The 18,130-nt window shown below is 71.8% G+C and carries 16 protein-coding genes; 5 read left to right on the top strand and 11 right to left on the bottom strand.

Annotated features, from left to right (window positions below):
* Positions 1–44 precede the first annotated feature (44 nt).
* From AB0958_RS12580 to AB0958_RS12570, 3 genes are all read right to left on the bottom strand, one after another.
* Positions 45–860, bottom strand: coding sequence for a DUF427 domain-containing protein (locus AB0958_RS12580; protein ID WP_366890365.1), 816 nt, complete (start codon positions 858–860; stop codon positions 45–47).
* 421 nt (positions 861–1,281) lie between these two features.
* Complete coding sequence (locus AB0958_RS12575) at positions 1,282–2,796, bottom strand: glycoside hydrolase family 43 protein (protein WP_366890364.1); 1,515 nt, start codon at positions 2,794–2,796, stop codon at positions 1,282–1,284.
* 19 nt (positions 2,797–2,815) lie between these two features.
* Positions 2,816–3,751, bottom strand: coding sequence for an arginase family protein (locus tag AB0958_RS12570; RefSeq protein WP_366890363.1), 936 nt, complete (start codon positions 3,749–3,751; stop codon positions 2,816–2,818).
* Between the two features lie 114 nt (positions 3,752–3,865).
* Here AB0958_RS12570 and AB0958_RS12565 point away from each other — a divergent pair, with 114 nt between their 5' ends.
* Entirely contained in the window at positions 3,866–4,198 is a 333-nt protein-coding gene (locus tag AB0958_RS12565; RefSeq protein WP_366890362.1) for a hypothetical protein, read from the top strand.
* On the opposite strand, the gene AB0958_RS12560 is transcribed toward AB0958_RS12565, so the two are convergent.
* The gene (locus tag AB0958_RS12560; RefSeq protein WP_366890361.1) at positions 4,182–4,847 is read right to left on the bottom strand and encodes a hypothetical protein; all 666 of its coding nucleotides are present in this window, start codon (positions 4,845–4,847) and stop codon (positions 4,182–4,184) included. The two genes, AB0958_RS12565 and AB0958_RS12560, sit on opposite strands and share 17 nt — an antisense overlap.
* 208 nt (positions 4,848–5,055) lie before the next feature.
* Here AB0958_RS12560 and AB0958_RS12555 point away from each other — a divergent pair, with 208 nt between their 5' ends.
* Both AB0958_RS12555 and AB0958_RS12550 read left to right on the top strand, forming a co-directional pair.
* On the top strand, positions 5,056–5,823 hold the full coding sequence (locus AB0958_RS12555; RefSeq protein WP_366890360.1) for a hypothetical protein: 768 nt from the start codon (positions 5,056–5,058) through the stop codon (positions 5,821–5,823).
* A 14-nt stretch (positions 5,824–5,837) separates the two neighbouring features.
* Positions 5,838–6,479 carry a hypothetical protein gene (locus AB0958_RS12550; protein ID WP_366890359.1) on the top strand — a complete coding sequence of 214 codons (642 nt, stop codon included), beginning with the start codon at positions 5,838–5,840 and terminating at the stop codon, positions 6,477–6,479.
* Between the two features lie 117 nt (positions 6,480–6,596).
* Here the strand turns inward: AB0958_RS12550 and sbnA are convergent, their stop codons facing one another.
* From sbnA to AB0958_RS12515, 7 genes are all read right to left on the bottom strand, one after another.
* Complete coding sequence (sbnA, locus tag AB0958_RS12545) at positions 6,597–7,661, bottom strand: 2,3-diaminopropionate biosynthesis protein SbnA (RefSeq protein WP_366890358.1); 1,065 nt, start codon at positions 7,659–7,661, stop codon at positions 6,597–6,599.
* A 36-nt stretch (positions 7,662–7,697) separates the two neighbouring features.
* Positions 7,698–8,768 (bottom strand): 2,3-diaminopropionate biosynthesis protein SbnB, encoded by a 1,071-nt coding sequence (gene sbnB / locus AB0958_RS12540; protein ID WP_366890357.1) that lies wholly within the window; start codon positions 8,766–8,768, stop codon positions 7,698–7,700.
* Entirely contained in the window at positions 8,765–9,769 is a 1,005-nt protein-coding gene (locus AB0958_RS12535; protein WP_366890356.1) for a TauD/TfdA family dioxygenase, read from the bottom strand. Before AB0958_RS12535 ends, sbnB begins: the two co-directional genes overlap by 4 nt.
* 65 nt (positions 9,770–9,834) lie before the next feature.
* Positions 9,835–13,113, bottom strand: coding sequence for an amino acid adenylation domain-containing protein (locus AB0958_RS12530; protein WP_366890355.1), 3,279 nt, complete (start codon positions 13,111–13,113; stop codon positions 9,835–9,837).
* A gap of 13 nt (positions 13,114–13,126) precedes the next feature.
* Entirely contained in the window at positions 13,127–15,700 is a 2,574-nt protein-coding gene (locus AB0958_RS12525) for a Pls/PosA family non-ribosomal peptide synthetase (protein WP_366890353.1), read from the bottom strand.
* A gap of 243 nt (positions 15,701–15,943) precedes the next feature.
* Positions 15,944–16,219 (bottom strand): hypothetical protein, encoded by a 276-nt coding sequence (locus tag AB0958_RS12520; protein WP_366890352.1) that lies wholly within the window; start codon positions 16,217–16,219, stop codon positions 15,944–15,946.
* 88 nt (positions 16,220–16,307) lie between these two features.
* On the bottom strand, positions 16,308–16,748 hold the full coding sequence (locus tag AB0958_RS12515) for an ATP-binding protein (protein ID WP_366890350.1): 441 nt from the start codon (positions 16,746–16,748) through the stop codon (positions 16,308–16,310).
* 240 nt (positions 16,749–16,988) lie between these two features.
* On the opposite strand from AB0958_RS12515, the gene AB0958_RS12510 reads away from it, so the two are divergent.
* On the top strand, positions 16,989–17,864 hold the full coding sequence (locus AB0958_RS12510) for a helix-turn-helix transcriptional regulator (RefSeq protein ID WP_366890349.1): 876 nt from the start codon (positions 16,989–16,991) through the stop codon (positions 17,862–17,864).
* Positions 17,861–18,121, top strand: coding sequence for a DUF397 domain-containing protein (locus AB0958_RS12505; protein ID WP_132888066.1), 261 nt, complete (start codon positions 17,861–17,863; stop codon positions 18,119–18,121). Before AB0958_RS12510 ends, AB0958_RS12505 begins: the two co-directional genes overlap by 4 nt.
* The last annotated feature ends 9 nt before the right edge of the window (positions 18,122–18,130 follow it).

The following is an 18,130-nucleotide window of genomic DNA, read 5'->3' as shown; positions in this document are numbered from 1 at the left end:
CGTCCTGACTTCGCGGGACCGGTTTCGCGGCTGCCGAGCCGGTGTCATGCCTGCGGTCTCTGCGAGAGCGTCCTGGTGAAGTGGGTGACGGGGCGTTCCTGGGGTTCGCCGTCGACGGTGATGTCGACGGCCTCGTTGTAGAAGGCGAGGAGTCCCTTGATCGGGCCGACCGCGGGCAGCGGGTCCGGGTAGCTCCAGACGACGTTCGCCGGGATGTCGGAATCGCCGCGCCAGGACCAGTACTCCGCCGTGCCCTTGTAGGGGCAGCCGGTGCGGTGGTCGGTGGGTTCGAACAGGTCGAGGCGGACGTCCTCGCGGGGGATGTAGTAGCGCGTGGGCAGGCCGGTCTCGAACAGCAGCACCGGACGGTGGGTGTCCGCGACGACCGTGCCGTCGATCCGGACCACGAGGTGGCGGCTGCTCGGGATGGCGTCCACGCGTTTGTGCGGGTCGCGCGGGTGGATGAAGATCTCTTCCTCCTCCTCGTACCAGTGGTCGAGGCCCCGGCCGGTGCGCCGGAACCATTCGAAGGCGATGTGGTCGGCGAGGTCGGCGGCCGGGAAGGTCCAGGCGGCGTTCTCCAGCAGGTCGCCGTCGATGTCGAGGTCGTAGAAGATCCGTGAGCCGGTGTGCGTACCGGTCGGGGGGTTCTTCGCGGGGCGGAGCAGGTCCTCGCGGACCTCGGTGCGCGGAAAGGCGTACAGCGGGACGGGGACACCCGGCTCCCAGACCAGGACGGGGTGCCGGCTGTCGACGACCGTCACCTCGCCCTTGCGGCCGCGCACCCAGCGCTCGCCGGGCTCCCAGAGGAGGCCTTCCGGGGTGGTCCGCACGGCCTGTGCGGTGGGGAACGTGGTCATGAGCTGCTCTCCTCCGGCCGGCTCCCGCGCTGACCTGCGCGACGTAGGAGCGGTTCTCGCGCCAGACCGCGAGTCGCTCGGGGCGGCCGAAGACGCGCAGGTACTCGTCGACGTTACCGCCGGCGGCACCCCGGTGGCCTCGGTGCGCCGTCGCCCCGCTCCCCTGCCGAGCGGCACGCGCGGGCACATCGTGAAGCCGTCCGACACGGTGGTGTCAGTCGTCAATGCCTCGGACACGGAGGCGGGGCATGCGCGCGAGCAGAAATCCCAAGGCTCTTGATGCCCCGGGATCGGCGGGCGCAGTCGAGGAGTTGCCGCCCGAACCACCGGTACCCCGGCAACGGCACGGGTTCCGCCTGACGCCAGGCGCGGTGCGCGACGCGGGTTCCCCCGAGTCGCGCACCGCGGGTGTCACCGGCGTTCAGCGGTCGATCGGCTCGTAGTCGAACCAGTCGAAGTGCACCGCGCCCGACGAGGCGAACATGCCGAGAACCCGTCCGGTGAAGCCGCCGGCGACCTCGGTGGACAGGTACCGGCCGTCGAGCGCGGCGAGCCCGGCGAAGGTGCCGTCCGGTTCCTCGATGCCGAGGGTGACGGTGTCGGGGCCGGTGAGTGCGTCGGTCAGGGTGTCGACGGCGGCCGTCTCGACGCGGAGGACGAGGGGTCCGGGCGGTACCGGCCGGGAGGCCACGACCGTGCTCACCGAGCCGATCCGGGCGAGGACCCGCACCTCTTCGGACGCGGCCTCGATGTCGTAGTGGTGCCGCTCGTCGAGCCGGACGGCCAGGCCGCCTCGTCCCTCGCCGACGTCGACCAGGATCCGGGCCCGGCAGGACAGGTGCTGCTGGCGCCGGCCGAGGAAGGTCACGTCGGTGTCGTCGAGTGACGCGCCGCGGGCGCGCAGGGTGAGCCAGCCGGGCCGTTCCTTCGTGGTGCAGTCCTCCGGGGGACGGTGGCGCAGCGAGACCCAGTGCGGAGCTAGCACGCTGAGGTCGAAGTCGTCGCGGACCGGGGTGACCGGGACCGGCTGGAGAGGCCACGGTGGCGCGGGGGCCCGCAAGGAGAGTTCGCCGACGACCGGCCAGCCGTCGACCCAGTCGACCGGCACCAGGAAGGTCTCTCTGCCGAGCACGTGCCAGCCGGGGGTGCCGCCGCCCGGCCGTACCCCGAGCAGCACCATCCACCAGGAGCCGTCGGGTGCCTGCACGAGGTCCGCGTGGCCGGTGTTCTGGACGGGGTGGTCGATACCGCGGTGGGTGAGGACCGGGTTGGCCGGGCACGGCTCGAAAGGGCCGTCGGGGGTGCGGCTCCGGGCGATCGAGACGCCGTGGCCGCGCTCGGTGCCCCCCTCCGCGATCAGCAGGTACCAGTAGTCACCGATCCGGTACAGGTGAGGTGCCTCCGGGGCCTTGGCGCCGGGCGACCCGGACCACACCTTGCGGACGGGGCCGAGGGTCTCGCCGGTGCGGGGATCGAGGCGGACCTGGCCCACGCCCGCGACCGTGCACCAGCAGGTGCCGTCCTCGTCCCAGGCGAGATCCGGGTCGATGCCGGGGACTGCGGGCAGCCGGACCGGATCGGACCAGGGGCCTGCCGGGTCGGTGGCCGTGAACAGCATGTTGCCGTCGCTGCTGACATTCGTGACGATCAGCCAGAACCGGCCGTCGTGGTGGCGCAGCGTGGGAGCGTAGATGCCGCCCGAGGAGCGCGAGTCGAGCGGCAGGCGGAGCTGGGCCGGCCGGTCCAGCGCGTTGCCGATCTGGGACCAGTGCACCAGGTCGCGGCTGTGGAAGACCGGGACGCCGGGGAAGTACTCGAAGCTGGAGCACGCGAGGTAGTAGTCCTCGCCCACCCGGCAGATGCTCGGGTCGGGGTGGAAGCCGGGGATCACGGGATTGCTGAAGGTGGTGGCGCCCGTCTCGGGCAAGCTCGACACCCTGATCACGTCCTCTCGTTCACGAGCAGTTGCACGACCACGATCGACTGACGTCCGGCGGGGAACCGGTGAAGGCCGTCTGGAGGATGTCGGCGAGGAGGGCCGCGCAGGAGCCGTCGGGGTCGAGATCGGGGTCGTAGATGGTGAGGTTCAGGCCCACGCACCGTTCTGACCGCACCAAGGTCCCCAGCAACGGCACGAGTTCGTGGGGCAGGAGGCCGCCCGGGTCCGGGCTGTCGACGGCGGGCATGACTGACGGGTCCAGCACGTCCGCGTCCAGATGGACCCAGAATCCGTCGGTCACGGGCTCTTCGAGCGTCCGCAGGACCGCGTCCGCCAGCTCCTCGGCGCCCCGCTCCCGGATCTCCCCCACCGTCGCATTCATGATCTTCAACTCGGTGAGTTCGGCGCGCTGTTCGTCGTAGTCCCGGATGCCGAAGAGCCGCACGTCCTCGTCCCTGATGTACGGCCGCAGCCCTTCGAGGTCCGTCAGATCCCGCTGGCCTCGGCCGGTCGCGATGGCCAGCTCTTCGCCGCCCGCGGCACCGATGCGGTCGGAGTTGCCGGGGTGCCGGAAGTCCGCGGATCCGTCGATGACGGCGATCGCGTACCGCCCGATACGGCGGAGGGCGAGCGAGGCGCCGAGCTGGATGGAACAGTCCCCGCCCAGCACGACCGGGAAGTCTCCGGCCCGGACGTGGTGTTCGATGCGGTGGGCGAGCTTGCGGGTGTACGTGGCGATCGCCGCGGCGTTGAACACACCGTCGCCCTCCGCCCAGTCGCCGCGGTCGTAACGGGGCGGCACCACCACCCCGCCCTCGTCCGCCCCGAGCCGCTGCACCAGCCGTTGCTCGCGCAGCGCCCCGGCCAGCTTGTAGCACCCGGGCACGCTGCCCGCGGTGGGCGGCCGGAGGCCGAGATTCGACGGAGCGTCAAGGACGACCAGACGGCGCATCCGGCCATTCTGGCCGCGCGAAGCCCGGCGGGCCACCCCCTGTGGGGGAAGTAACCGTCCCGGTGCGTGTGCCGTAAAGCGCCCGGGGTCAGACCCGTGTGGTGGGTGGAGAACTTGCCGAAGTTGGTGAGGGTGTGGAAGTCGACCCGGTGCACCAGGTCGGACCGCCGCCCCACCCGCAGGCTCCGCTTGTGCAGCGCCGCCAGGTCGACGATCTCGAACTGTACCTCGGCGACAACGGCATCACCGGCTGGGAGCGGGCCCTGGATCTGCTGGCCGCACGGACCGGAGATCCACGCGGACGTCCGCCGATGCCTCGCCGCCGCCCGCGCGCTGCTCGGCGGCGACGGCGAGGCGTACGGGGAGGCGATCGTGGAGCGTCACCCCTTGCTCGTCGGCTCCTTCCGCGTCGACATCGTCAACCGCTCCCTCAGGAGTGGGCGCTGACCACGCCGCCGGCGCTGAGCACGACGTAGACACGGTCGATCTCGACACCGGCGTCCCGCCCGTTCGCGTCCATCGTCGCGGACACACCGCCGGCGTCGCCGAGGACCCGCGCGCGGTAGTGGTTCTCGCCGACCTTCGTGACCTTGGCCGTCCAGCCGCCCATGAGCTCGAAGGTGCCCGGCCCCTCGTGTCCGCCGCCCATCCAGGCCTCGACCCGGCCGTCCTTGGTGAGCACGAGGAACATGTCGTTGGCGTCGAGCCCGGCGTCCCGGTGGTTCGCCTCCATCGTGGCCAGGACGTCACCGTGGTGCACGAGCTTGAGCAGGTAGTGCTGGGCACCGAGCCTGCGGATCTCGGCCTTGCTGCCGTCGGGCAGGGTCTGGGTGCGGACCGGGGACGCCGACCTGGGCGTGGCGGCAGCGGCGGTGGCGCGCCGCGCGGCGGTCGTCTGCGTCCGCAAACCGCTCCGGGTCTCGTCCGCGGTGGTCCTGGCCCGGCTCGCACCGGACGTGGCCGCGGAGACGTCCTTCGTCCGGCCGGCGGCGTCCTTGCCCTCGCTCTGGCAGGCGGTCAGGGACAGTGCCGCCGCGGCGGCGACGGCGAGCAGGGCGGCGGAACGGGCGGTACGGCGGGCACGGTGCGTGGTCATGATGAAAGCTCCCCCATGAACTGGTCAGGACAGGTTTCGCTGCACCCCGTGAGAGGGCGCCGGGGCGGGCGTCGTTCACCCGGGTCTGTCCGCGTTCGGTAACAGGCGCGTGCACTCCGGCCGCCCGGCTGAGTACGCCTACTCATGCCGCCCCGCACCCGGGGCGGGGACGATGGGTCGTGTCGGCGGGCGGACGGGAGACGGGGCCATGGGCAGATTTCTGGGTGCGGTGGTGGCCGTCGTGGCGGCGGGGGCCGCGCTGGTCCTCGCGTACGTCGCGGGGGCACCGCCCACGGTGGTGTTCACCGTCGGGGCGGGCGCGCTGAGCCTGTTGTGGCTGCTGCTCCTGCTCACGGTTCCCTGGAACCTGTACTTCCGCGCGCACGCGGTGCTCGCCGAGACGGCGGTCAGCCGTGCCAGGGGCATGGAGATCCCCCCGGCCAGGGACGCCGAGGCCGCGCGCATCGCCCGTGCGATGCTGCGGGCGGCGGTCGCGGGGCACCTCCTGACGGCCGGGGCCGTCGTCGCGGTCGCCTGGGCGACCCGCGCGTTCACGGGCTACTGGTTCGCCGGCTTCTTCCTGCTGAGCACCTTCTTCCGGCCGGCCGGCGCGTACTTCGCGCAGCTGCGGCGGCGCCTCGGCACCCTCCTGAGGGAGGTCACGTATCCGCGGGACGACGTCGTCGAACTGCACCTGCGCCTGGACCGGGCCGAGGCCGGGACACGGGTCCTGGAGGAGAAGGCGGAGGAACAGTACCGGGCCCTGGCCGAACTGCGCCGCACCGTGGACGCGCTGGCGATGAGCACGTACGAGCGGGCCGAGGAGACGGATCGCAGGATCGCCGCGCTGGGCCGGGAGTTCGAGTCCACCGTGAACCGTCTCACCGACAACCAGGAGATCATCGCGGGCGTGAAGGCCTTCTTGCGCCTGCTGCGCTCCCCCGACGCGGCCGACGGCACCCCGGTCTCCGGCTGACGTAGGTTGGTCCGGTGACTGATCCTGTGCCGGCCGGCGGTGTCGTTCCGGACGCCGGCGACGTGGCCGCGCGGTGGGCGGGGTGCTGGCGGCCGGCGGAGGTCGCCGAGCGGCTGCGCGGGGTCGGGGTGCCCTGGTGCGTGGCGGCGGGCTGGGCGCTGGACCTGTTCCGTGGGCGGCAGTCCCGGTCCCACGGGGATCTGGAGATCGCGGTGCCCGCGGCAGGCTTCCCCGAGGTCCGGGAACGCTTCCCCGCGTACGCGTTCGACGCGGTGGGTTCGGGACGGATCTGGCCGGAGGCGGGGGCGGAGTTGCTCGCGGCCACGCACCAGACCTGGGTGCGGGATCCGGCGAACGGCCGGTACCTCCTGGACGTGTTCCGTGAGCCGCACGAGGGCGGGACGTGGATCTTCCGGCGGGACGCGAGCCTGCAGCTGCCGTACGAGGCGGTGGTCGCGTGGAGCGCGGACGGGATCCCTTACCTGGTGCCGGAGTTGGTGCTGCTGTTCAAGTCGAAGGACTCGCGGGCCAAGGACCACGCCGACTTCGCGGGGGTGCTGCCGCTGCTGGGCCGGGCGCGCCGCGACCGGCTCGGCGGGTGGCTGGCGCACGTGCATCCCGGGCATCCGTGGCTGGCGGAACTGGCGCGGCGCTGACCCGGGCACGGCGCGGGCACGGCGCGAGTGCGGCCGGGGCGGATGTGCCGGGGCCCCTCGGGGTCGCCGCGGAGGCGGCTTCGAGGGGCTCCGTGCGGTGCGGTCCGCCGGGCGGCATCAGGGGCTGCGGCGGCGCGCCGGGGCGCGTGAGGCGGACTTGGGCTCCCGGGGCAGGCGGTGGGGCTCGGCCCCGGGCCGTGCGGTGTCCTCGGCGTCCTCGGTGTCCTCGGTGTCGAGCACGTGGTCGCCGTAGAGGTCCTGCAGCCAGTTGCTCTGGTAGATGGTGTCGAGGTAGCGCTCGCCGAGGTCCGGTGCGATGGCGACCGCGGTGAGGTCGGAGGTGCCGTGCCGGGACAGCCAGTCCGTCGCGCCGCTGACCACCGTGCCGGTGGAGCCGCCGAACAGGAAGCCGTGCCTGGCCATGCGGTGGCACATCCGGATGGTGTCCGGCTCCTCGACGCGGATCACCTCGTCCACGAAGGACTCGTCGAGCAGCGGCGGCCGCATGCTCATGCCGAGGCCCGGGATCATCCGGCGGCCCGGTTCGCCGCCGAACGCCACCGAACCCACCGCGTCCACGGCGACGATCCGCACCGGCCGGTGCCACTCCCGGAAGTAGCGGGCGCAGCCCATCAGGGTTCCGGTGGTGCCCGCCCCGACGAACAGGACGTCCAGTTCCGGGAACCGGCGGGCGATCTCCGGCGCCGTGGTGCGGTAGTGCGCCGACCAGTTGCCGGGGTTGGTGTACTGGCTGAGCCAGACGTATCTGTCGTCCGAGGCGCACAGGTTGCGGACGTACTCGATGCGGGTGCCCAGGAAGCCGCCGTTGGAGTCCTGGTCGGCCACGATGTGCACGTCGCTGCCGAGCGCCTCCATGAGGAGCCTGGTCGACAGGTTGCAGCGGGAGTCCGTCACGCACAGGAACCGGTAGCCCTTGCTCGCGGCGATCATGCTGAGCGCGACGCCCAGGTTCCCGGACGAGGACTCGACGAGGACGGAGTCAGCCTTCAGGAGTCCGTCCCGTTCGGCGCTCTCCACCATCTCGTTCGCGGCCTTCAGTTTGATGGATCCGGCGAAGTTGAAGGCCTCGCACTTCAGATAGAGCGCGTGTCCGCAGATGGACTCCAGGTCGACGAAGAGATCGCCCTCGTTGAAGGCGTGGGGAGCGGAGATGACAGGCACGGCGGGCCTCCTGGTGCCGGGCCGAGGACGACGGTCTCAGCCGTACCGGCGCAGTTCGTGGAAGAAGTCATCGATGAGACGCAGGTCTCCCGACCGGGACACCTCGTCGTAGACGTACTTGCCGACGGCTAGGTCGAGGACGCCGAGTCCGAAGGGCGAGAAGATCACCGGGCGGTCGGGCGGCGGGGCGGCCCGGCCGGACATGACGTCGCCGAGGGTCCCGTTCAGGAAGTCCCGGTCGCCGGTGAGCTGTTCGGCCAGGTGGGGCGACGTGTCGGCCTTCAGGCAGTGGTCGACGTCGTCGACGAAGTTGGCCGCGCCCAGCAGGACCTCGGGGGCGAGGTCGCGCAGGGAGACGTGCAGGACCAGCGGGTTGTGGGTGAACCAGGCGGGGTCGGTGACATGGGGCCGGCCCGCGATGGTGGCGAAGACCACGAGGTCGCTGCCGCGGACCAGGTCCTCGGCGCTGTCGTGGACGGTGATCCGGGCGGCGCTGCCGGTCCCCCGCAGGTAGCCGCTGAAGCCGGCGGCGCTGTCGGCGGACAGGTCGTGCACGCCGACCTCGTCGAAGTCCCAGCCGGTCCCGGCCAGGAAGGTGTGGATGTAACGGGCGATCAGGCCCGTGCCGAAGAACCCGACCCGGGTGGGGCGGGAGCGGCCGCGGCTGAGCCAGTCGGCGGCCAGGGCCGCGGAGGCAGCCGTCCTGGTGGCGCTGATGATCGAGCTCTCCAGGCAGGCGAACGGGTAGCCGGTGTCGTGCTCGTTGAGGATGAGCACCGCGGACGCCCGCGGCAGTCCGGCGCTCACGTTCTCCGGGAAGCTGGAGATCCACTTCAGCCCGTCCACCTGGACCGGGCCGCCCAGCGAGGCCGGCAGCGCGATGATCCGCGAGCTGGGCCGGTCGGGGAAGCGCAGGAAGTACGACGGCGGGTTGACGGAGTCGCCGGCGTCGTGCAGCCGGTAGGCGGCCTCCACCAGCTCCACGAGCTGTTTCTCGCGCCCGCTCAGCGCCTGTTGCACCTGTTCGCCGGTGATCACGGCGAAGGTCGGCAGGTGCGCCGGTGCGGGTCCGGCGGACGCGGTGGCCGTCGGCAGTGTGTCGGTCATCGCTCGCTCGCCTCCAGGGCAGGGCAGTCCTCGGCCGGCCGTACGGGCTCGCCCATGCCGACGAGGACCTGCCGGTCTCCGCTGAACGCCTCTCGGCTGTGCGCGGTGCGGATGTTGTCCACCAGCAGCAGGTCGCCCGGCTGCCAGGGGTCGCGCCGGGTGTGCGCCTCGTAGGTGGCGTTGATGGTCCGGACGACGTCCTCGGGGATCGGGGAGCCGTCGCCGTGGCGGGTGTTGAAGGGCAGTCCGTCGGCGCCGTAGACGTCCACCAGGTACTCGCGCACCTCGGGGGCGAGCGTCCACTCGTTGAGGAAGGCGATCTGGTTGAACCAGCAGCGCCGGCCGGTGACCGGGTGCCGGACGACGGCGTTGCGGCGCTGCTCGGTGCGCAGGGTGCCGTCGGGCTGCCAGGTGCAGTCGATGGCGTTCGCCCGGCAGTAGCGCTCGATCTCGGTGCGGTCGCCGGTGCCGAAGGACTCCGTGAGGCCGGCGCCGATCTCGTCGTTGTAGGTGCGGGTCAGGATCCAGCCCTCCCGCTCGAACCGTTCGGTGAGGCCGCTGGGCAGTGCCCGCAGCACCTCCTCGGCGTCGGCCAGCGCGGTCGCCCCGCCCTGCTCGGGAGCGGTGAGGCAGGCGAACAGCATCAGGCCGGGCACCTGGAGCGGGTAGCTCAGCTCGTGGTGCATGCACATCGGCTGGTTGGCCGGCCAGGGCGTGGACGAGTAGAGCCCCCGGCCGTGCGCCTCGCGGGGGGCGAAGGCCTCACGCTCCGTCATGAGTTCACCGGCCAGCCCCGCGAAGACGGCGCCCGTCCGGCCGGCGTCCCGCAGCCCGAGGCCGCGCACGAGCAGCGCGCCGTGTTCGGTGACCTGGGCGCGCAGCGCGTCGCGGTGCTCGGCCGCCCACTTCGGGGCGTCGTCGGGCGGTTCGACGCGCAGCAGTGCCGGTCTGTCGGGCCGCAGCTCCACGTCGAGTGGTGATGCCAGGGATGAGGACGGCATCTCGGGTTCCTTTCGGTCGACCGCCTGGGGTGTGACGGGTCAGGACGTCGGACGTCGGACGTCGGTCAGGAGGGGGCGAGGGGGAGGACGGTGTCCAGGACGGCTCGTGCCGCCTCGGCGGGCCGGGTGCGGGTGAAGTGGTGTCCGCCGTCGCTGAGTTCGTGGAGCTCGACGTGGTCGGCGAGGAGCTGCCAGTCCCGGTGCCGGCGGTCGTGGCCCGCGGTGTGCGGGTCGTCGGCGGCGACGACCACCGTCACCGGTGCGGACAGCCTGACCGGCGGTGGGGTCTGAAGGGCCGCGTGGAAGTAGCGGTGCGCCGAGAGGCAGTCGTGGCGGTAGGCGGCGGCGATGTGCTCGGCGTGCCGGGGGTTCAGCTCGGCGAGTTCGGCGTGGCCGCCGTCGGCGGCCAGTCGCGCCGCGATCTCGCGGTCGCTGCGGGCCGTCAGTTCGGCGACGGCGGCCTGCCGTTCGGCTGCGGTGCCGAGCCGGTGGGCGCCGAGGAAGAGGCGTGTCACCCGGACGCCCCGCTGCTGGAGCCGCCTGGCCGTCTCCACGGCGGGCGCGGCTCCCGACGAGTGTCCCCACAGCATGACCTGGGTCAGGCCGCGTGCCGCGATCTCCCCGGCGACCCGTTCGGCCACCTCCTCGATCGGGGCGAAGGGTTCGGGGGGTGCGGCCAGGTTGTGGCCGGGCAGGTCCACGGCGAGCACCGCCAGGCCGCTGTCGGCCAGCGCGCTCGCCATCGGCTGGTAGTTGACCGCGTTGCCGCCCGCGTACGGGAAGCACACCAGGGCACGGTCGGCCCTGCCGCTCCCGCCCGAGAGGGACACCAGCAGTTCCTGCCGCGGCCGGGCCGGCGTGCCCGCCAGCAGGGCGGCCAGGTCGGCGAGGACCGGGTGCCGGGTGATGTCCTTGAGGGAGACCGCGCGGTCCAACGCGAGGCTGAGCTTGACCGCGGTCAGGGAGGTGCCGCCGGAGTCGAAGAAGTGGTCCGTGCGGCCGATCCGCTCCTCGGGTACGCCGAGCAGTTCGGCCCAGACCGCGGCCAGCCGCCGTTCGGCCGGGCTCAGGTCCCCCGCGGACGGCTCGGCGGGCCGGGACGCCTCCTCGGCCTGCCTCGTCAGGGCCTTGCGGTCGATCTTGCCGTTGGGGGTCAGCGGCAGGCTCTCCCGCCAGTGGAAGGCCGAGGGCACCATGTAGTCGGGCAGGGTGCCGGCGAGCGCCTCCCGCAGCTGCTCGGCGGGCCGCCGTTCGCCGCTGTGGAAGGCGATCAGGTGCGTGCCGCCACCGCCGCGTTCGGCGACGACCACCGCGCCGTCCCGTACTCCGGCCACGCGCAGCAGCGCGTTCTCGATCTCGCCGATCTCGATCCGGAAGCCGCGGATCTTGACCTGGCTGTCCCGGCGGCCGAGGAACTCCAGTTTGCCGCCGGGGTGCCAGCGCCCCCAGTCGCCGCCCAGATAGAGCCGTTCGCCTGGCCGGTAGGGGTCGGTCCGGTACGCCTCCCGGGTGCGCTCGGGGTCGTTGACGTATCCGCGGCCCACGCAGACACCGGAGAACGCGATCAGTCCCGGGGCGCCCAGCGGCAGCAGCGACAGGTGCTCGTCCACGACGTAGACCCGGACGTTGCCGACGGGCCTGCCGAGCAGCACCCGGTCGGGCACCTCGCGGAGCAGCTCGTGGTTGGTGTCGTCGGACGTCTCCGTCAGCCCGTAGGCGTTGAGCAGCCCGATGCCCGGCTGGACCGCGAGCCAGCGCTGCACCAGCTCGCGTCTGAGCGCCTCGCCGGTCACCGACACGCAGCGCAGGTCGGGCAGCGGGCGCGGGTTCCGCTCCAGGTAGGAGACCACGACCTCCAGGTACGACGGCACCAGCTGCGCCACGCCGACCCGGCCGCGCTCCAGGGTGTCGACGAACCGCGCCACGTCCGTGATCACGTCCTGCTCGACCAGCAGGGTCCGGCCGCCCACCAGGAGCGGTGCGAGGAGCTGCCACAGGGAGATGTCGAAGCACTGCGGGGCGGTCTGGGCGACGACGCAGCCCTCCCCGATCGCCAGGTCGTCGATCTTGGCGTGGAGGTGGTTGAGCATGCCCGCGTGCTCGCACATCGCGCCCTTCGGCTCACCGGTGGAGCCGGACGTGAAGTAGATGTAGGCGAGTTGGCCGGGGTCGACCGGGATGCCGGGGTCGTCGTCGGCGTGCGGTTCGGTGTACGCCTCCTCGACCGGCAGCTTCCGGGTCCCCGGCAGGCCGGCCAGGGCCTCGTCGAGGGTGTCGGTGGGGCCGGTGCCGGTCAGGACCAGCCGGCAGCCGGCCCGGGAGAGGGTCGCGGCGATCCGGCCGGCCGGGAAGTGCGGTTCGATCGGCAGGTAGACACCGCCGGCCTTGAACACCGCGAGGACCGCCGCCGGCCAGTCGAGGGTGCGCTCGGTGACGACGGCGACCACGCCCTCCCGGTCCAGGCCCCTCGCCAGCAGCGCCCGCGCCAACCGGTTCGCCCGCCGGTTGAGTTCCTCGTACGTCCACTCCCGCTCACCGTGCACGGCCGCCACCGCCTGCGGATGCGCCCGTACCCGCTGCTCGAACAGTTCATGGGCGCGGGCGTCCGGCAGCGTCCGGTGCGGACCCGCCATGCCGTCGAGCTGTTCGAGCCTTTCCTCGGCGGACAGCAGACTCTGCCGGGTGTGGTCGGCGTCCGGGCCGGCGGTCATCAGGCGCAGGGCCGTCAGGTGGTAGCCGCCGATCCGGACCGCCGCCGCGGTGTCCAGTACGTCCGTGCGGTGCCGCAGGCGCAGGGTGAGCCGTCCGGCCCGGTCGGACCAGCGCACGTGCAGATCGCCGGCGTCGGCGTGGGCAGCGCCGGTCTCGAGGGGGCCGCACACGATCTCGTACGGCGGCTCGGTCAGCCCCAGTTCCCGGCGCAGCTTCTCCACCGGGAAGTCCCGGCGCGTGAGCACCTCGGTCTCGGCCGACCGGGTGGCGGTCAGCAGGGTGTGCCAGGAGCCGGCGGGTACGGACGTCCGGCAGGGCAGCGGTTCGGCGGATCCGCCGGTGCTGTGACCGGTGACCACCTCCGGCTCGCCGGACAGGACGGCCAGCACCTTGAGATGCGCGGCCAGCAGCAGGGTGCCGACCGGCAGTTCGCGGTGCGCGGCCAGGGCCCGCAGCTCCGCGGTCAGGTCGTCCGGCACCGGTATCTCGTGCTCGTCCGTTCCCGGGGCGGGTGCCCCGTGCCCGGCCGTGCCCGGCGCGGGCTCCGCCGCCCACCGGGGCACGGCGGTGACACCGCCGGCGGTCAGTGTCCGGCTCCAGAACTCCCGGTCCGTCTCCACGCGCGTTCGCATCGAATGGCCTTCCTCAACTCACGGTCGCCGCGGCGGCGTCGGTGGTCGGCTTCGCCCGGCCCGGGCCGGCGGGCCGGCTGTCGGGCTCGGGCATGTCGACCGCGGGATTGCCGCCCCACCGGGCGTTCGGGGGGACTTCCTCGCCCTTCATCAGGAAGGCGTCGGGTGCCAGTACGGAGCCGTCGCCCATGGTCACGCCGTAGTGCACGTGGGCGGCGACGCCCAGCGTGCAGCGGGCGCCCAGGGTGGTGCCGTCGGACTTGAAGGTGCCGTCCTCCTGGGAGTGGCACTGGATCTTGCTGCCGGCGTTGAGGGTGCACTCGTCGCCGATGGTGGTGAGGGTCCGCTCGGTCAGGTAGCAGCCGTCGTCGAAGACCCTGCTGCCGATGCGCACGCCCAGCAGCCGCCACACCAGGCTCTTGAAGGGGGTGCCGTTGTAGATGTTGAGGAAGTGGTCGGGCACCTTCCACAGCCGCTCGTGCCACCAGAAGTACGGCTCGTAGATGGAGCACAGCCGGGGTCGCAGCGCCCGGAAGGAGGCGAGCCAGCGCTCGACGAGGATGTAGTACGCGGTGGAGAAGACGAGCGTGAACGCCAGGTATCCGGCGATCACCACATGGCCGAGCACGCCGTACAGATCAACGGAGGCGAGGCCGAACAGGGTGAGCCAGAAGGTGTGCAGCCAGCGCACGAACAGCATGAGGGCCATGGAGCGCAGGTTGTAGCGGTTCTTCGCGGCGAGCCGGCGTCGCAGGGTGTCGCCGGTCCTGAAGTGGTCGAAGCGGGTGTCGCGGTCCACCGAGCGGGGGATCTCGAAGCACGGGGAGCCGAGCAGTCCGACGCCTTCCCGGACCTGGCCGTCGAGGGGGATCATCACCTTGGTCGCGAGCAGGCAGTTGTCGCCCGTCCGGCCGCCCGCCGGGTAGGCGATGTTGTTGCCCAGGAAGTTGTGCGGTCCGATCGACACCCTCGACAGCCGGAAGGACGTGCTGGAGAAGTCGGCGTTGAGGATGGAGAGGCCGTCGGCCACCATCGTGCCGCTGCCCACGGTGACCAGCAGGGGCGTCTCGTGCTGCACCTCGGTACCGAAGTTCGACCCGGTCTGCTCGACCCGGGACAGGTCGTAGCCGAGGCCGCGGAGATGGAACACGATGTAGGAGCTGTCGCCGAAGAGCCAGGCGAAGAACTTGACGTTCGTCATCCGGGCCGTGGCGCGGTGCAGCGCGTAGTGCGGTCCGTAGAGCGGGTAGGTCCGGTCGGGCCTGACGACCAGGCCGAGCAGGCGCGGGAGCGTGTACAGGGCCAGCAGCCCGAGGACGACGAACCCGAAGAACAGCACGAGGGAGAGCAGCAGGGCGTCGGAGACCAGTTCCGGCCAGGACAGCGCGGTCGTGGTCGGGTCGAGTCGCTTGCCGATCGCCGGTATCTGGGTGAACAGCATGTAGAGGCCGCCGACGGCCAGCGGGATGTACAGGACGAACAGCTGCACCAGGGTGCCCAGGCCGAACCAGAAGCGGCGCGCGGTGCCGCAGTGGGCCGGTGCGGCCCTGACGTAGTCGGTCGTCGTGGGCTCCGCGGGAGAGCCGTGCCAGTGCTCGCCGTCCGGGACGGCCTGGCCGCGGTGCAGCGCGGACGAGTGACCGAGCTGGGCTCCGTGGCCCATCGTCGTGTCGATGTCGAGGACGGTCTTCTCGCCGACGAAGACGTCCGTGCCGAGGGTGATCCGGCCGGTCTGGATGTGTCCCGCGCGCGCCCGGTAGCCGAGCAGGAAGGAGTCCTTGCGGATGACCGTGCCCGCGCCGATCGTCAGCAGGTCGGTGCAGACCGGGACGGAGTGGGTGAGGATCGTGACGCCCTTGCCGATCCGGGCGCCGAGGGCCCGCAGGTACAGCACGTACAGCGGGGTCCCGGTGAGGAAGACCATGGGGTTGGCGTGGATCAGCACCTTGACGAGCCAGAAGCGCAGGTACGCCGGGCTCCAGACCGGGAACTCGGCGGGTCGCCAACGGCCGACGAGCAGCCATTTCGCGGCGATCGGGAAAGCGCACAGCGCCACGAACGCGACGCCTCCGAAGAGCAGCGACCGCAGGTAGACGTCGGCGAGGCCCTTGCCGGTGGCTATCCACTCGTAGCCGGTGGCGGTGACGTATCCGGAGACGAGGGAGTAGCCGAGGAAGGCCAGCAGCTGGAGGGTTCCGCACAGCAGGTGGTCCCATCGCTTCCGGCGGGGACCGGGGTCCGGGTCCGGCTCGGGGGCCGGCGGGGCCGGTGGCGCGTCGGTGGGCATGGTCGCGCCGAGAGCGGCTGCCAGGCTCCGGATGGTGGGGTGCCGGTAGATGTCCTTCATGGTCGGCGACGGCAGGTCCGGCTGCTTGCGTATGCGCGCGCAGAACTGGGCCATGACCAGGGAGTTGGCGCCCAGGTCGGTGAAGAAGTGGCCGTCGACGGGGACATGCCCGGTGTCGAGGAGGCCGGCCAGGGCCTGTGCGAGGCGCTGCTCGACAGGGGCTCGGCCGGGGTGCGTGTCGGTCAGGGCGACGGCAGGTTCGTCCGGCTCCGACACGACCTCGGAGGACTGCTCCACCATGCGATCTCCTGAAGAACGTCAATGTTCCTGATCACGAACCGGCGGATTCAGTTTGTCCGGATAGCGGCTTTGCCTGCCACTTGTCCCGTTGGGGGGAGAAGGCGCCGCGAAGGAGTCGTCGGGCCTGTATTTCCCTGCTTTCCCGCCCGGACGGGGAACGCGCGAATCACCCGATCGGCGGCCCCCCGGGCGGTGTCCCACCCCGCGTCGGCGCCGGGGTCGCCCGGCGCCGGCGCGTCGGCCTCACACGGCGGTGGTGTCCGCGGCGGCCGTCTCGGTCGCCGCGATGGCGACGAACCGGCGGATGGCCTCCACGGGCATGTCGAGGCCCTCGGAGGCGGCGCGCTCGTCACCGAACACCTGCACCGCCTCGGCGACGGCGACCGACAGTTCGGCCTCCGCCTTGCGGACCTTGACCTCGGCCTTGTCCACGGTGTCCACCACGGCCAGCTGGCGGCGCTGCTTCTCCTGGAGCCGCTGCTTGCGGGAGAGCGTCTTGTCAGAGTTCTGCACAGTCACGACCAAGATCATATGCAGCGGCGCACGCCCCGTGAAATCGCCAAGTCCCGCTTTGCCGTGCACGGTTGGGAGCACGGGAAGCCCGGCGTCAGGCCGTCAGCGTCGCCCACACCGCGTGGCCGCTGGTGAGCCGCGACCGGTCGACCCCCCAGGAGTCGGCGAGCTGCTCGACGAGCAGCAGCCCCCGGCCGCCCTCGTCGTCGGGACCGGGCTCACGACGGGGCAGGCTCCGGCGCGAGTAGTCGTGGTCGTGGACCTCGAGCCGCAGGCACCCCTCGGACACCAGGCCCATGCCGCACAGGATCCGCACACTGAGCGTGTGGATGACGGCGTTGGTGGCCAGCTCGGACACGAGCAGCACCGCGTTCTCGCACAGTTCCCTCGACAGCCCCCACTCGCTCAGGCGGGTCCGCATGGAGCGGCGGGCGACCCTGACGCTGGAGCGGTGCGAGGGCAACTCGATCCAGTGCGCCTGATCGGGAGCGGCAATGTCCAGCAGGTCACGGGGGGAGGTCGTGTGGGGGGACACGGTGGCTGCCTTCCGTAAGGCGGGGGTGCGCGGCGAGGAGCGGGCAGTGCGGAGCAACGTCCGCACGGGAAAGGGACGTTGTCCGTGCAGTGGACGCGATTGACTCACGTAACTATGCGCGCATCCGAGTTCAGGCTGCAACCGACTCCCTGATAATTTCAGAATGCCGGTATCGGTCTGGTCGCTGCACCAAGTGCCTGTCACACTCGGTGCGGTGACGGTTCCTCAGGAGGTCAGGGCGTGAGCGAAGGCCGTTCGAACGCGGGCAGCGCCAGTGCGCCCACCGTGCTGCGCATGATCCTGGGCCGGAGGCTCCAGGAGCGGCGCCAGGGCGCCGGCGTGTCGCTGGAGGACGCCGCGCGGGCGCTTCGGGTCACCCCGCTGACCATCCGCCGCCTGGAGAAGGCAGAGGTCGCCCTCAAGCCCCTGTACGTCGAGAAGCTGCTCCAGACCTACGGTGCCGACCGGCAGGAGCTGGACGAGTTCGTCGCCTTCGCCGAGCGGGCCAACGAGCCCGGCTGGTGGCACACCTACCGTGACGTACTGCCCACCTGGTTCAGCGCCTACGTGAGTCTGGAGACCGGGGCGTCGACCCTGCGCACCTACGAGCCGCACTACGTCACGGGGCTGCTGCAGACGAACGCCTACGCACGCCACGTGCTCAGTGGCGGGTTCCCCCACGACAGCGACGAGGACCTGGCCCGGCGGGTGAACCTGCGGCTGCGCAGACAGGCCCTGCTGGAGCGGCCCGACGCGCCGACCCTGTGGGTGGTGATGGAGGAGGCCGTGCTGCACCGGGTGGTCGGCGGCCCCGAGGTGATGCGGGAGCAGATCGAACGGCTCCTGGAGGTCTCCGAACTGAAGCACGTCAGCGTCGACGTCGTCCCGTTCACGGCCGGCGCCCACATGGGCGCGTGCGCCCCGTTCACCTACTTCCGGTTCGCGGAGCCGGAGCTGCCGGACGTCGTCTACAGCGAGATCCTCTCCGGCGCGATGTACCTGGACCAGCGCTCCGACGTCGTGGCGCACCTGGAGGCGCACAACCGCATGTCCCTGCTCACTTCCGACGCGCAGAGCAGGGCGCTCCTGAACCGCATGCGCAAGGAGTACTCATGACCATCATCGACGGCAGCGCCCACGACGTGTACAACGGCATGCCCGCATCGGACCTCGGCGAGCAGGGCTGGGAGTCGCCCTGGAGCGGCCCCAACGGCGGTCAGTGCGTACAGACGAAGCAGCTCGCCGACGGCAGGATCGCGCTGCGGCAGTCGACCGATCCCGCGGGCCCCGCCCTGATCTACACCCCGGAGGAGATCACCGCGTTCGTCGCGGGGGTCAAACGGGGCCTCGCGGACCATCTGACCACCGGCTGACTCCTCCCC

The organism is Streptomyces sp. NPDC006655, from assembly GCF_040703965.1.
Classification (GTDB): domain Bacteria; phylum Actinomycetota; class Actinomycetes; order Streptomycetales; family Streptomycetaceae; genus Streptomyces.
Note: the sequence above shows the minus strand (reverse complement) of the source record. Positions and strands in the feature narration are given on the sequence as shown.

Bases quoted from the DNA above. Each gene is read 5' to 3' on its own strand.
- AB0958_RS12580 (WP_366890365.1), bottom strand. From the start codon at position 860: ATGACCACGTTCCCCACCGCACAGGCCGTGCGGACCACCCCGGAAGGC.
- AB0958_RS12570 (WP_366890363.1), bottom strand. From the start codon at position 3,751: ATGCGCCGTCTGGTCGTCCTTGACGCTCCGTCGAATCTCGGCCTCCGG.
- AB0958_RS12560 (WP_366890361.1), bottom strand. From the start codon at position 4,847: ATGACCACGCACCGTGCCCGCCGTACCGCCCGTTCCGCCGCCCTGCTC.
- AB0958_RS12555 (WP_366890360.1), top strand. From the start codon at position 5,056: ATGGGCAGATTTCTGGGTGCGGTGGTGGCCGTCGTGGCGGCGGGGGCC.
- sbnB (WP_366890357.1), bottom strand. From the start codon at position 8,768: ATGACCGACACACTGCCGACGGCCACCGCGTCCGCCGGACCCGCACCG.
- AB0958_RS12535 (WP_366890356.1), bottom strand. From the start codon at position 9,769: ATGCCGTCCTCATCCCTGGCATCACCACTCGACGTGGAGCTGCGGCCC.
- AB0958_RS12530 (WP_366890355.1), bottom strand. From the start codon at position 13,113: ATGCGAACGCGCGTGGAGACGGACCGGGAGTTCTGGAGCCGGACACTG.
- AB0958_RS12525 (WP_366890353.1), bottom strand. From the start codon at position 15,700: ATGGTGGAGCAGTCCTCCGAGGTCGTGTCGGAGCCGGACGAACCTGCC.
- AB0958_RS12505 (WP_132888066.1), top strand. From the start codon at position 17,861: ATGACCATCATCGACGGCAGCGCCCACGACGTGTACAACGGCATGCCC.